Raw genomic sequence first — 12,638 nt, forward strand, 5'->3', positions numbered from 1 at the left:
AGTTGCCGGCTGGTCCGGATGTGGGTGCTACTTCACGTCGACCTTGAGTTGCTGCCAGAGCGCCAGATAGGCTTCGCGCTGGGCGTCGGTGATCGGCGCCTGGAACTGGATGCGCTTGGCCACCGCCGGATCACCCATCACCTTGCGATTGAAAGCGTCCTCCGGCAGTGCATCCACGGCCTTGGTGTTGGCGGAGACGGGAGCACCGACCTTGGTGACCCATTCGACGTAGAATTTCGGGTCGATCATGTAGTTGATGAAGGCCTCAGCGCCGGCGACGTTCTTCGAACCGACCGGAATGGAAAAGGCGTCGAGCCAGGCGACGGCGCCTTCCTGCGGGATGACCAGCGAGACCGGCAGCTTGAAGTGGGTCTTGGCGCGGTCGGCCGAGCCGCTCCAGTAGGTGCCGATATCGATCTGGTTAGAGGCGACCATCTGGTTCCAGTCGTTTTCCGAGCTCCAGAAGGTCTTGATCTGCGGCATCAGCGAGGTGAGCTTGGTCTTGACCGCACCCATATCCTTGATGTCGTTGATGTTCTGGCCGGTGGCGATGGCGCCGAACTGTACCGCCTCGACAGCATCGTCGCGGATGATGACGCGGCCCTTGTGCGCCGGATTCCACATCTCGGCGATCGACGTCGGCGGCTTGTCGAAGGATTTTTCGTTGATGGCGAGCGCCGTCAGGCCCCAGACCCACGGCACGCCATAGACCTTGCCGTCATGGTCGAGCATCGGCGACCCGGCCTTGTCCTTGCTGATGTCGGCATAGTTCGGCAGCTTCGAGGTATCGATCGGCTGGATCAGCTTTTCCGCCATCGCCTGGTCGTTGAAGGCGGCGTTGATCATGACGACGTCGTAGAGACCCGGATTGGTGCGGATCTTGGTCAGCATTTCCTGTTCGGAATTGAAGAAGTCGTTGACGACCTTGTTGCCGGTCGCCTTTTCGAACGCCTCGATGGCCCAGGGTTCGTCGGCGCCATAACCCTTCCAGTTGAGCACATGCACTTCACCAGCGTTGGCGGCGAAGGCGAAGGCGGAGGTGACGACGGCGGTCGCCGTCAGCAAAGCAGTCAAATTGAGCATGCGCATGGTTCGTTCCTCTCTTTGGTTTGCCCGGTTCCCGGGCTTGTCAGGCTGTCTGATGGGCCTTCTGTACCTGGCCGGGCGCGCCGGCCACGCCCTCGCCCAGGAAAGTCTGGATTTCGGCGTTGGTCGGCGCCGACGAACCGCCATGACGGGTGACCGAAATGGCGGCCGCCGCATTGGCGTAGCGCGCCGCCTCGAACGGCGGAACACCCCTCGACAGCGCGCTGACGAAAGCGCCGATATGGGTGTCGCCGGCGCCATTGGTGTCGACGACCGCGACCTTGAAGCCGGGAATGGTCTGGGCGGAACCATCCGCCAATCGTACATGGCAGCCCTTGGCGGCGCTGCGAATGATGACGCCGTCGGCTTTCGGGCAATGGTCCGCAAGCAGTCGCTCCGCGAGTGCCTCGATGTCACCGGGGCCGGCAATCTCGGCGGCCTCCGTCGCGTTGCAGCTTAGCCAAGTCGTACGAGCAAGCACTCGCGACAGGATAGGACACGGAATGTGCGAGATGACCGGGGTCGGGTCAAAGACGAAAGGGGTCTGCGCAGGCAGCGCCTCGATCCATTCGGTGAGCGCCTCGCGGCTTCCGGGATAGCTCAGCGTATAGCCCGAGGTGAACACCCAGTCGCCCGGCGAGACAACCACGGGCGCCATCATGTCGAGGCTAAGAATGCTCTCCGCACCAGGCCAGGACACGAAGGTGCGTTCGGCATCGCTTGAGATCATCGCGACGCAATTGCCGCTGTCCATGGCAGGCGATGGCGGCGTCAGCGTTTCGATGCCGTCGGCGGCAAAGGCGGAGCGCAGGAAATCGCCATTCGGCCCGCTGCCGAGCTGGCCGCCAAACGCCACTGTCATGCCGGTCCGGCTGGCCGCGACCATCATGTTGAAGCCGCCGCCAGCGACCTGGTCATAGCTCGACGCCGTCTTCTCCGTGCCCGGCGCCGGCAAGGCATCGATGCGGTAGACGTAGTCGACCACCGCGCTGCCGATATGGACGAGCCGCCCACTCATGCCGCCGCATCCTTGCCGGAGCCGGTTTTCGCGAATCGCGCCGCGACGAGGTCGCCGGCGAGTTCGCGAACTTGCTCGACGTCGATGCCAAGGAGGCGCGCGACGTGCTGTCGCGGCAACTTCGAAAGACCAGTGCAGGCGCCCCCCATGCCGGCCGCAATAGCGCCGATCGTGTCGGTGTCGCCGCCGAGATTGGCGCTGATGACCGCCGCTTGCCAGGGATCGCCGCCGGTGACTTCCAGCACCGCGAAGGCGGCCGGAACGGACTCCTGGCTGGCGACGCCGGTGCCGACCAGGTCGGTGATCAGCCGGATCGCGTCCCTCGTCGCTTTGCCACGCACCAGATCCTGCGCCCAGACGATACGCGCGGCGATATCGCCGCCGGTCACCCAGTAGCCGAGCGTCGCTCCTCGCCCCGCCGCCACGACGGCACTGTCGGAGGCGGCGCGCCAGTCACCGCCGGAAACGCCGCAGCTGACAGCGGCCGCGACGGCAGCGGCCGAGGCAACAGCGATCGAGGTGTTGTGTGTCGCCCGGCAGGTCTCGGCCACCTTGGCGACCAAAGCCTCCAGCGCTTCGACCGGCATCATGATGCCGACCGGCGCGATGCGCATGGCTGCACCATTGGTGTCCCCGCCACGCCCCGCGTCCTCGGCTGGCACACCATTGTTGATGGCGTCGATGGCGCGCTTGGTGGACGGCCCGAGCAGATCGTAGCTGCCGCGCGCCTTGACGTCACGCTCCCAGTCGAGCAGCGCATTGACCCAGCGCGTGTGGTCGAAGCGGCCGCCCGATTCGATGAGGATGCGGCCAAGCAGCAGCGCCTGTTCGGTATCGTCGGTGATGGTGCCGGCCGCCAGCCCCTTCGACACCGGATGGTCGGCAACGGGCGCTACGAAATCCTCGACATGACCGTACAGCTCGGCGATCCGCGCCGGCGACAGAAGCTGGGTCGGCATGCCGAGCGCATCTCCCAGCGCCCCGCCGATGAGAGCGCCCATGGCGCGGTCGATCATGTCCGTCGCTTTGTCCGACATCGCTCAGAACCTCATATGCAGCGCGAAATGCGCTGGGTTGAGCAGACTGGTGACATATTCGATCGGCCGGTCATCAGCGGCACGGGTCAACCGGCGGCCACGCAGGAATGGCGTGCCCTCAGGGCAGCCGAGGATGGCCGCGTCCTCGGCATTCAGCATCTCGATCCCGATCCACTCCTCGCCATGGTCGGGCACGAGCCCGGCGGCGCGCAGCGTCTGGTGCAGCGATCCCTCGCGCAGGCCGCGCAGCGGAACGTCTTCGAGTTCCGGCGACAGCGGCAGGCGGCTGCGCTCGATGGAGATCGCATGACCGTCTCTGGCATTGGTGCGTACACGATCGACGGCGATGAAGAACGGGCTTTCGATCTCAAGCAGCGCGGCAAGCCCCGCATCTTCGATCACCTCGAGCCGCAGCGTCCTTGTCTCGGCATTGGCGCCGGCATTGGCCAGCGCCCGCGACCAGCCGATCGCGTCGTCGACCGGCTTGCCGTCGAAAGTGACGAAGGAGCCGATACCGACCTTGGTGGTGATCAGCCCGCGGCTGGACAGTTCCTCAAGGCCCTTGCGGACCGTGTTGCGGCTGACGGAGAAGCGCTGGACGAGTTCATTCTCGCTTTGCAGGCGATCGCCGAAGCCGAGCACGCCGGAGCGGATTTCATGCTCCAGAACGGTGGCGATCTGCTCGGGCTTGCCCGTACCGGGAGAGAGCTGAATCGCGCCGCGCTTCATATGGGCACCTGTCCAGTGAACCTGTATAATCCTGTTCACTACTCTGACGCGGCAGCTCTGTCAACGATCAAGCGATGAATGCCCCCCGCATCAACGCAGGCAAGCTGAGAGCACGGACTGGCAGGCAGCCACCGCCAAGCAGGCAACGCTCGACATCCACGGCGCCAAGGTCGGCAAGGCGTCGACACCGTGTCCAGAGAAAAAGAAAGCCCGCTCCGGGAAGCCGGGGCGGGCCTTGGAGGAGGATAAGGGGTGGGACCCTCTCCTCTTGTTTCCACGGGGGGTGTGGACCGCCACCACCATACCTGAATCTCGCGCGATACCGGATCACAAGCTGGCTTTTTCCATCACAATCCGGTGCGCAACGATATCGATACGGTCACGAAATCGCGATCACCATGGATCGAATCGCGCCTCTAGATGCGTCCGAGCACGACAAGGATGATGACGATCAGCAGCACAAGTCCGAGTCCGCCGCCCCCATAATAGCCGGTTCCGTAGAACGGCCCGCCGCCGAGTCCGCTGAAGCCGCCAAGTAACGCAAGGACTAGAAGGATGATGAGTATGGTGCCTAAGCTCATGATTCCCGCTCCTTTGTGCGCTCGTGCGCCGGTTAGACATCGCTTGCTGCGATGTTCGAAGATGAGAACGCTCGAGCGGCCTTACCGTTCCGCCCCCGCGAGGATCGCCAAGCAAGAAGGGTTCGTCAAATGAGTTAGCTCCACCCTCTTGGCGCCGTGATAGGTTGCGGATCCAAGGCGAGGAGCGATCATTCGGGGCGACCTGAGAAGACCCAATGACGCGGAAAGCCCGCCAGGAGCGACGGACTTTCCGACCGGCCGGAGGCTAGGAGAGTGCGCTTGAAAGCCTCGCGGCTGGTTCCGCACTGCTCATCCTGAGGGCTCAGCGGCGGGCGATCAACAGGCAGAGTTGGCGCAGGTCGCGATCGTAAGCGCCCTCGTTGCTCAGCACGTCGACACAGCGCTTCTTCATGCGAACCACCTGGCTGTTAGACATCTGGGCCACGGTGCCGGACAAGCTCGTTTGGCTGGGATTGGTGGGGTTTGACAGGCTGCTCGGATTGGCTCCGCCGATGCCGATGCCGCTCGTGTCGCCAACATTGGCGCCAAGCCCGGCGGTGATGCCGCTCGTGCCGCCGACATTGGCGTTCGCGCCGATGCCGTTGCTGCCGCCGATGGAGGCACTGAGCCCAGCATTGCCATTCGAGCCGCCGGCACCGGTACCAAGACCGGCATTGACGCCGTTGCTGCCGCCAACGGAAGCGCCGACGCCAGCATTGCCACCCCCGCCACCGCCTCCATTGGCGCCGACACCAGCGTTGACACCGCCGCTACCACCCACCGAGGCGCTGACACCTAGCCCCGCTGCACTCACCGGCATCGAAAGGACGACGACTATCGCACTTCCCGCCAACACACTGGCGACTGTCTTGATAGTAAAAGTCATAACACTCTCCTGTTGCGCTAAGGCAGTCGGCGCACCGCCGATTGCAATCACAGCTACGTCGGAGATGATCTTTGGTTCAAAGCGGGGTATATTTGTAAATATGATGGTATTTATTGCTTGAATGGGGAACTTATAAAAATAATAAAAATGCACCATACTCGCAGAAAATATTTCTTGGTCGAAACCGATGTTATCGGTATTATCATTTATTCGGAAAGAAAAGCGATTTTAGCCGCTGAGGAGATCCCGTCATTGTCGGTGTGCGGCTCCGCGGATAGCACGAAAATCGCGTGCCGGTCGCCGGAAGGCGACCAATCAATCCAAACAGGTCGGCTAACCTTGCCTTCAGAATATCCGTTGGAACAGCCTGTAGCGCACACGTTCCATATAGGCGCGATACTCCGGCTCGGCGGCCAGCAGGGCCTCCTCGCGTAGTATCCGATACAACTGCATGTAGGTGATGACCGCATAGACCGCGAGATTGTGGAAGGAAAAGGCCGACAGCAGGTAGAGCACGTGTCCGGCAAGATAGCCGGCGTAAATCGGGTGCCGCACAAGCCGGTAGGCGCCGCCCGTCATCACGCCGCGATTGGCAGGCAGGATGGCAAAGGAGCGGCCCAGCGATATCTTGCCCCAGATGACAAACAACAACGCGATCACCTGCAGCGGTGCGGCGATGTAGACTGGAACAAGCGCCATGCCAGGTTTGAGGCTGATCAACGCTACTCCAAAACTTGCGGTCACGGAGACGATGACCGCAAGCGGATTCCAGTCACGCGTCACCGGACGCCGCGACAAAAGCAGCCAGGTGAAGGTGAGTATCTCGGAAATCGCAACCAGCGCGACGTTGAGCCGGGTCGGATCCTCCAGCAGTTGATAGACGCCGCGATAGACGAACAGTCCCGCGCAGGCCAGGGCGCAGGCGCGAAAGAAGCCTTCGCGCAGGTCGGTCAGGATCTCGCGCTTGCGCGCTTCGGACAAAACCCCGTCCCGGTTGGCACGCGAGAGCGCTTCACTTTTTGGCATAAGCAAGGCAAACACCCCGATGATCCCTCGCGGCGACCTTTGCACGCAACCATTGCCGGGCGGTTAACCGGCAAGGTCAGATCGGGATTGAACGGGAAGCAACGCCCTCAACCAGCGAGCGGGCTGCGGGAACCGCGATGCAAACTGTGTCTGCTATATTGCAATTTATGCTTGCATTGCGGAACAAATAAAGAACAATAGGCGGATTACCGCTGAAGTGGACCAGGGTTTTCGGGGGAGGACCAGCCAAATGGCGAGTTGGAAGGGTGCGGGGCTAGTCGCCGCTGCTATCATATCATTCGTGCAGGCGAAGACCTCCTCAAACGGCGGCAATTGGCTGGGCTTGCGGTTATCCTTGCGCTGAACGCACCGGCCCTCGCGTCAGAGAAGGACTATGCAGCCTGCATTGGCGAGAGTGTCGAGCCGGACAAGCGCATAGCCGCCTGCACGGCGATTGCCGAGGACACCGCGGAGCCGCCGAGCATCCGCGCCACCGCATACATCTATCGGGCCGTCGCCCGGGACGACAAGCAGGATTACGATCGGTCGATCGCCGATTACAGCGAGGCGATTGCGTCGATAACAAGCAGGCTTCGGCATACTTCAGATCTCTACGAGACGGTGGCGAGGCCGCCCCAGCCGAGGACCACCGCCGACGTCGATGCCGAGATCCGGAAGCAGGGCCTCCAGATATTCAAGGCGATCGCCCGGGAATTTCCGGACGATTACGATGCGATGCTGCGCAAGATCACTGCCGCGGCCCAGACCGGAAGTGGAACAGAAGTGCGCAATGTCAGCAGACAGGCGGTCGCCGATCTGAGGCAAAGATATACACCGCTCCTGACTTCAGCGCCGGACAGCGAGGTCTCGCAAGCGCTTTCCGCGCAGCTCGACATGCTCAATCATGTCATGGCACGAGAAACGCCTGCCACGTGCAACAATTACCTGCGCAATGGGCCGGACGCGATCAGCGCGCCCGGCCACGATTTCCTGGCTCACCCGGACAAGATTGGTGCCACGCTGTTCAACGCCTTCGGCGCAGCCAAAAAGAAGCGGTTTGCCGGCGGCCATGCCCAGCGATCAGGACTGGTCGCTGGTCGCCGACGCCTTCATCAGAAGCGGCGGCACGCCGGTCGAGATGGACGCCATCGCGAACGTAGACCAGGACTTTGAGGGTCTCTGCCCCGCCGTCGCGAAGTTCTACGCCGCCGCCCTGTCGCTGCAAGGCGAGCCTGGGTGGCACATCAAAACCGCCCTGCTCTACGCCATCGCGAAGAATTAGGCGCGGCGGCTGACGTGTCTTGACCGGACGCCGCGTTCCTTCGCTCAGGCGCCTACAAACTCGTTGGTGAAATACCCCTCGAAATCCGGCTTTTGCTTCAGCGCCTTGCCATTGCCATCGAGCAGTATTCCCGACGAGAACAAATACCCGCCCATCGCCTCGACCTTGGCCTTGTCGATGGTGCCGATAGCGCCGGCGGCACTCTTCAGGAAATGACCGTCGTTCAGCGCCTTCAGCGAGGCTTGGATCAAAGCCGGATTGGTGAGCGTATCCTTGTTCGCGGTAATCAAGAGGTCGCCGGCCTCTTGCGGCTGGTCGACGGCGAACTCGTAGCCGCGCCGTGTCGCCTGCACGAAGGCGGCGGCCGCCTTTGGATTAGCCGACAGGAACGCATTGCTGGAAGCGATGAAGGTGGTGTGCTCGTCCGGCACGCCGTAGTCGGCGTAGCGGAAGCTGCGCTGCTTCAGGCCCTTGAGCCCGGCCTCCACGCCTTCCCAGGTCGAGACTTCCAGCGTGAAATCCACGGCGCTGCTCGCCAGCGCATCATAAGTCGAGGTACCGAGCGTCACTGTCTTGAAATCGCCCTTGCCGCCGTCGTGGCGGATGATGGTCGAGATCAGCGCGTTCTCCCAGGCGCTGCCGAAACCGCCATAGGTCAGGCCGTCAAGATCCTTCGGGCTCTTGATAGCGGCGCGGTCGGCGTTGAAGACGACGCGGCCGGTCTCCGACTGGACGACGGCATAGACCGCCTTGAGATCCGCGCCCGCGCTCTTCTGCGTGAACAGGCCGAGCGCGCCGGAAATGCCGAAATCAGCGACGCGGTTGGCGACCAGCGTGCCCGAGCCGGTATCGCCATAGGGCAGGATTTCGACATCGAGCCCGGCATCGCGGTAGAAATCCTTGTCGCGAGCGACGAACAGACCGATGTGGTTGGTGTTGACAGTCCAGTCGAGCGCGACGGTGATTTTTTGCGCTTCCGCCCTGGCGCGTGCGGCCCCGGCGAGCGAAGCCAGCGGCAGGCCGGCGGCCAAAGCCAGGAGCAGCGCCTGGCGGCGGTTGAGTTCAGTCATTTTTCTCTCCATCAAACAATCGGGCCATCAAACGATCGGGAATTCGGTTCGGCCTGCCCCCAGCAGCGTGTCGAGGATGCTGGCCTCGATTGCCGCCGCCTCGCGGGCGAGCGCTGCACTTTCGGTGCGCGGGCGCGGTAGCGGCACGGCCACTTCGGCAACGACACGCGCAGGCCGCTCCGACAGCACATAGATGCGGTCGGACAGAAGCACCGCCTCGCGCACGTCATGGGTGATGAGCAGCGCCGTCCAGCGATGGCTCGCCCACATCTTCTCCAGCCAGCGCTGCATGGCCGTGCGGGTGAGCGCGTCGAGCGCGCCGAAAGGCTCGTCGAGCAGAAGCATGTCGCGCTGCTGCACCACGGTGCGCAGCAAGGCGGCGCGCTGGCGCATGCCGCCGGACAGTTCGGCCGGCCAGGCGCGCTCGAAGCCGGCAAGGCCGAACTCGGCGAACAGGGGCGCGACCCGCTCGCGCGCGGCCCGGCGCCTCATGCCCTGCACCTCCAGTCCAAGCGCGGCGTTGTCGATGACGCGCCGCCATGGCATCAGCGCGTCGCGCTGCGGCATGAAAGCGAAATGGCGGCCGTGATCGTCCAGCGGCGCGCCGTCGAAGCGCATCTCGCCCTCGCCCGCAATCGCACCGGTCAGCAACTGGAGGAGCGTCGACTTGCCGGCGCCGGACGGCCCGAGGATAGAGACGAACTCGCCATCGTCCACGGTCATCGAGATGCCGGAGAGCACCTCGAGCGCGCCGAAGTTCTTGCGCACGTCGCGGAGTTCCAGCCGGGTCATGGCCGGTCCTCCTCGGTCGGCTCCGGCTTTGCATCGCACCCAGCCCTTTCCCACGGCATGGCAAGGCGCTGGATAAGCACCGCCAGTCCGAACAAGGCAAGCGTCAGCGCCGAGCTGACGGCGACCGCGGCGAGCACCAGGTCGGGCCGAAAATTGTTCTTGGCGCTGAGCATGTAGATGCCCAGCCCCTTCGCCGCGCCGGCATATTCGGCGAAGATCGCGCCGACCACGGCATAGGTGATGGAAATGCGCAGGCCGGCAAAGAAATAGGGCAGCGCCGAAGGCAGGCGAGCCAGCCAGAAAATGCGCCAGCGCCTCGCCCCCATGGCGGCGAGCATCTGGGCAATCTCTTTGCTGGTCGACGCATAGCCTTCGACCAGTGCCACCATCATCGGGAAGAAGGTGACCAGCGCGACGAGCAGGATCTTTGGCAGCAGCCCGAAGCCGAACCACAGCACCACCAAGGGCGCGATCGCCACCAGCGGCAAGGTCTGGCTGGCGATCAGGATCGGGAACAGCGCACGCCGCAGCCTCGGCAGGAAATCGACCACCGTTGAAAGCACGAAAGCGGCGGCGAGCGAGCAGGCAAAGCCGGCCAGCGTGGCGCGAATGGTGGGCAGCGTGTTGTCGGCCAGCGCTGCGCGGTTCTCCCACGCCTGCGCCAGCACGCGCGACGGCGCCGGCAGCACGGTGGGCGCGATGCCGCCGAAGCGGGCGTAGAGCTCCCAGGCGGCAAGCAGCAGGGCGAAAGCGAGGGCCGCGGGGGCTGCTCTGGCGAAAGCGGCGGTGACAGCCGATCTCCCCCCTTGTGGGGGAGATGTCCGGCAGGACAAAGGGGGGCGCGAAGGAACGCCATCCTTCGAGACTTGTGCTGAAGGTGCTGAGCGTAACCACCTGATAGGTCGGCGGGACAGCGCCCCCCTCTGCCTTGCCAGGCATCTCCCCCACAAGGGGGGAGATCGGCCGTCATCGCCGCCTTCGCCAATCACCAACGGCTTCGCTGCTCCCTGTGGCAGACGCCTGGGCGTAGGAGCACCTTTCCCAGGCGGATCAAACGAACCAACCACGACAATATCCTCGACGGCGGCCAAGCGCCGCTCAAACCCCGGTCGGGCTGTTGGCCGAAATGGTGATGTCGAGGGTCACGTGGCCGGCGCCCGGGCCGAAGCGGCAGAAAGCTTCGTTGAGCGTGGCGAAGATCGCGCCGGCATCGCCGCGCAGCTTGGTGCAGAAATGCTTGGAGCGCTCGAAGACGCCCGACTGCTTCAGGAAGTCGATGCAGCCATAGATCTCGTCCATGTGGTCGCCGGTGCCCATCACATAGAGCGAGAATTGCGCGGCCGCCGGCTGGTCGGTCGAAGCTGTCGACTGCACGGCGCGGATCGCGGCCAGCTTGCGCTCGTCGAGCGGGATCGTCGGGCCGCCGATCTCGTCGGAGCGGCAGATCGGATCGTCCGGCTCGCCCGGGCAGCCGCGTGAGACGGCGGCGGACAGTACGCAATGCTTGCCGCTTCTCGCCGCCGCCACGAACAGATCGCGCATGGCCGGAAACAGCACTTCGGGCGGCCCGACCAGCAGCGTCGCGATGTCGTCGGTCTCGATCCGCAGCCTGTCCCGGTAGGGATCGAGCGCGTCGAGCGCGCCCAGGATGACGCCGACGAAATCGTCGGCCATGGGATATAGGGAAATCTGTGCGCCTGAAAACATCGCCCGCCTCGCTCCGCTGGTATTACCCAGATCAGCTTCTAGGGTCTGTGGGCTTGCCGCCCCCGTCTCAGCCCCGACCGTACGGAGCACCCCTGTGGATGAGCGCGTTAAAGCACCATTCGATCGATTGGGGAAGCGGTTTTTTTCGGCGAGCTGCGCCAAAAGCGTTGCGCCAGAGCAGTGGCAGTGGGCTGCGCCGGCGCGAAATTTTCCGGGAACCTTCACCAGGTCGAGAGGTTGTCCCGCCAGTCGCTACGCGACAAGTTCACGGAAAATGGAGACCAGCCATGTTCATGAAAATCCTCGCAGCTTCGGCGCTCACTGTCGCTCTTGCCAGTTCCGCGATGGCGCAAAGCAATAGCGCGAGCGGCACCGATGGCTCTGGCGGCAGCGGCAAGTCGGTCACTGTAGAACCGAGTACGCCAGCTTCGCCTGATACGCTCGATCCGGCAATGACCAACAGCACGACCATCGCGCCGGGCGACATGAACTCCAATGCGGACCGGAATTGCCCGACCAACCCGCAAGGTGCGCAGTCCGATGCCAGTGGCAACGCCACGGCGCCGACCTTGAACGACAAGAACTGCGGCAAATAAGTCATTGCCCAAACAGAGAAAGCCGCCGGGCGGATGCCTGGCGGCTTTCTCTGTTTCGATATCGTTCCCAACGCTCCCGAAAGGGATTTGCACCGGATCAGGGATCCCGCTCGGTATCGACCGAAGCGTCCTTCTGGACGTAACTAAGGTTCGATGCCTTGTGCCCGAAACGTTAGGATGCTGCCTTTTCGCGAACCGGCAGCTTCCAGCCGGGCCTGACGAAATGGCAGGTATAGCCGCTGGGATACTTCTCCAGATAGTCCTGATGCTCGGGTTCGGCCTCCCAGAACGCACCGGCCGGCGCGACTTCGGTGACGACCTTGCCCGGCCACAGGCCGGAAGCATCGACGTCGGCGATGGTGTCTTCAGCGACGCGCTTCTGCTCGTCGCTGGTATAGTAGATCGCCGAACGGTAGCTCATCCCGACATCGTTGCCCTGCCGGTTGCGCGTCGTCGGATCGTGGATCTGGAAGAAGAATTCCAGCAAGGTGCGGTAGCTGATCCTGGCCGGATCGAAATTGATCTCGATTGCCTCGGCGTGGGTACCATGATTGCGATAGGTGGCATTCGGCACATCGCCGCCACTGTAGCCAACCCGGGTGGAAAGGACACCCGGGAAGCGCCGGATCAGATCCTGCATGCCCCAGAAGCAGCCGCCGGCAAGTACCGCTCGTTCGCTCGAAGTCGCCATGTTTCGTCTCCCAAAAAGCAATTCCGGCTGTTTGACGTCCCGTCAGGAATTGCGCAAAGAAAATTGAGTTGCCCCATAAATGGGCATTGCCGCCCGTTTCGTCCAGTCGCCTGGGAATGGGCGGCGGCCTCGGCCAG

14 protein-coding genes and 1 riboswitch are annotated in these 12,638 nt (G+C 63.5%); of the genes, 2 read left to right on the forward strand and 12 right to left on the reverse strand.

Going from position 1 to position 12,638, the window contains the following annotated elements; genetic code table 11:
* Window positions 1-27 precede the first annotated feature (27 nt).
* The 7 genes from FJW03_RS12675 to FJW03_RS12705 form a co-directional block, all read right to left on the reverse strand.
* A complete protein-coding gene (locus tag FJW03_RS12675) occupies window positions 28-1,089 on the reverse strand; it encodes an ABC transporter substrate-binding protein (RefSeq protein ID WP_140766430.1) in 1,062 nt (353 codons plus the stop codon).
* Between the two features lie 40 nt (window positions 1,090-1,129).
* Entirely contained in the window at window positions 1,130-2,104 is a 975-nt protein-coding gene (locus tag FJW03_RS12680; protein ID WP_140766431.1) for a PfkB family carbohydrate kinase, read from the reverse strand.
* Window positions 2,101-3,141 (reverse strand): ADP-ribosylglycohydrolase family protein, encoded by a 1,041-nt coding sequence (locus FJW03_RS12685; RefSeq protein ID WP_140766432.1) that lies wholly within the window; start codon window positions 3,139-3,141, stop codon window positions 2,101-2,103. Before FJW03_RS12685 ends, FJW03_RS12680 begins: the two co-directional genes overlap by 4 nt.
* Window positions 3,142-3,144: 3 nt before the next feature.
* Window positions 3,145-3,870, reverse strand: a complete 726-nt coding sequence (locus tag FJW03_RS12690) for a GntR family transcriptional regulator (protein ID WP_140609051.1) — start codon at window positions 3,868-3,870, stop codon at window positions 3,145-3,147.
* 416 nt (window positions 3,871-4,286) lie between these two features.
* Complete coding sequence (locus FJW03_RS12695; RefSeq protein WP_140609053.1) at window positions 4,287-4,451, reverse strand: DUF3309 family protein; 165 nt, start codon at window positions 4,449-4,451, stop codon at window positions 4,287-4,289.
* Window positions 4,452-4,773: 322 nt separating this feature from the next.
* Window positions 4,774-5,337 carry a hypothetical protein gene (locus FJW03_RS12700; protein ID WP_140766433.1) on the reverse strand — a complete coding sequence of 188 codons (564 nt, stop codon included), beginning with the start codon at window positions 5,335-5,337 and terminating at the stop codon, window positions 4,774-4,776.
* Window positions 5,338-5,682: 345 nt separating this feature from the next.
* The gene (locus FJW03_RS12705) at window positions 5,683-6,318 is read right to left on the reverse strand and encodes a methyltransferase family protein (protein ID WP_226890641.1); all 636 of its coding nucleotides are present in this window, start codon (window positions 6,316-6,318) and stop codon (window positions 5,683-5,685) included.
* Between the two features lie 378 nt (window positions 6,319-6,696).
* Between FJW03_RS12705 and FJW03_RS12710 the strand changes: the two genes are divergently transcribed.
* Window positions 6,697-7,536, forward strand: a complete 840-nt coding sequence (locus FJW03_RS12710; RefSeq protein ID WP_181165568.1) for a hypothetical protein — start codon at window positions 6,697-6,699, stop codon at window positions 7,534-7,536.
* Window positions 7,537-7,689: 153 nt separating this feature from the next.
* Here FJW03_RS12710 and FJW03_RS12715 read toward each other — a convergent pair whose 3' ends face one another.
* The 4 genes from FJW03_RS12715 to FJW03_RS12730 form a co-directional block, all read right to left on the reverse strand.
* Window positions 7,690-8,715: an ABC transporter substrate-binding protein gene (locus tag FJW03_RS12715; protein ID WP_140609057.1), complete on the reverse strand. Its 1,026-nt coding sequence runs from the start codon at window positions 8,713-8,715 to the stop codon at window positions 7,690-7,692.
* A 27-nt stretch (window positions 8,716-8,742) separates the two neighbouring features.
* On the reverse strand, window positions 8,743-9,507 hold the full coding sequence (locus FJW03_RS12720; protein ID WP_140609059.1) for an ABC transporter ATP-binding protein: 765 nt from the start codon (window positions 9,505-9,507) through the stop codon (window positions 8,743-8,745).
* Window positions 9,504-10,340, reverse strand: coding sequence for an ABC transporter permease (locus FJW03_RS12725; RefSeq protein WP_140609061.1), 837 nt, complete (start codon window positions 10,338-10,340; stop codon window positions 9,504-9,506). Before FJW03_RS12725 ends, FJW03_RS12720 begins: the two co-directional genes overlap by 4 nt.
* 265 nt (window positions 10,341-10,605) lie before the next feature.
* Window positions 10,606-11,214: a YkoF family thiamine/hydroxymethylpyrimidine-binding protein gene (locus FJW03_RS12730; RefSeq protein WP_140609063.1), complete on the reverse strand. Its 609-nt coding sequence runs from the start codon at window positions 11,212-11,214 to the stop codon at window positions 10,606-10,608.
* Window positions 11,205-11,318, reverse strand: a riboswitch (TPP riboswitch). It overlaps the preceding gene by 10 nt.
* A gap of 183 nt (window positions 11,319-11,501) precedes the next feature.
* On the opposite strand from FJW03_RS12730, the gene FJW03_RS12735 reads away from it, so the two are divergent.
* The gene (locus tag FJW03_RS12735) at window positions 11,502-11,810 is read left to right on the forward strand and encodes a hypothetical protein (protein ID WP_140609065.1); all 309 of its coding nucleotides are present in this window, start codon (window positions 11,502-11,504) and stop codon (window positions 11,808-11,810) included.
* Window positions 11,811-11,982: 172 nt separating this feature from the next.
* Here FJW03_RS12735 and msrA read toward each other — a convergent pair whose 3' ends face one another.
* Window positions 11,983-12,501 (reverse strand): peptide-methionine (S)-S-oxide reductase MsrA, encoded by a 519-nt coding sequence (msrA, locus tag FJW03_RS12740; protein ID WP_140609067.1) that lies wholly within the window; start codon window positions 12,499-12,501, stop codon window positions 11,983-11,985.
* Window positions 12,502-12,638 lie beyond the last annotated feature (137 nt).

Source organism: Mesorhizobium sp. B4-1-4, from assembly GCF_006439395.2.
Taxonomy (GTDB): Bacteria; Pseudomonadota; Alphaproteobacteria; order Rhizobiales; family Rhizobiaceae; genus Mesorhizobium.

What these genes read in the sequence shown, in the direction of transcription:
- FJW03_RS12675 (WP_140766430.1), bottom strand. Translation starts at nt 1,089, where the DNA reads ATGCGCATGCTCAATTTGACTGCTTTGCTGACGGCGACCGCCGTCGTC.
- FJW03_RS12680 (WP_140766431.1), bottom strand. Translation starts at nt 2,104, where the DNA reads ATGAGTGGGCGGCTCGTCCATATCGGCAGCGCGGTGGTCGACTACGTC.
- FJW03_RS12685 (WP_140766432.1), bottom strand. Translation starts at nt 3,141, where the DNA reads ATGTCGGACAAAGCGACGGACATGATCGACCGCGCCATGGGCGCTCTC.
- FJW03_RS12690 (WP_140609051.1), bottom strand. Translation starts at nt 3,870, where the DNA reads ATGAAGCGCGGCGCGATTCAGCTCTCTCCCGGTACGGGCAAGCCCGAG.
- FJW03_RS12695 (WP_140609053.1), bottom strand. Translation starts at nt 4,451, where the DNA reads ATGAGCTTAGGCACCATACTCATCATCCTTCTAGTCCTTGCGTTACTT.
- FJW03_RS12700 (WP_140766433.1), bottom strand. Translation starts at nt 5,337, where the DNA reads ATGACTTTTACTATCAAGACAGTCGCCAGTGTGTTGGCGGGAAGTGCG.
- FJW03_RS12715 (WP_140609057.1), bottom strand. Translation starts at nt 8,715, where the DNA reads ATGACTGAACTCAACCGCCGCCAGGCGCTGCTCCTGGCTTTGGCCGCC.
- FJW03_RS12720 (WP_140609059.1), bottom strand. Translation starts at nt 9,507, where the DNA reads ATGACCCGGCTGGAACTCCGCGACGTGCGCAAGAACTTCGGCGCGCTC.
- FJW03_RS12730 (WP_140609063.1), bottom strand. Translation starts at nt 11,214, where the DNA reads ATGTTTTCAGGCGCACAGATTTCCCTATATCCCATGGCCGACGATTTC.
- FJW03_RS12735 (WP_140609065.1), top strand. Translation starts at nt 11,502, where the DNA reads ATGTTCATGAAAATCCTCGCAGCTTCGGCGCTCACTGTCGCTCTTGCC.
- msrA (WP_140609067.1), bottom strand. Translation starts at nt 12,501, where the DNA reads ATGGCGACTTCGAGCGAACGAGCGGTACTTGCCGGCGGCTGCTTCTGG.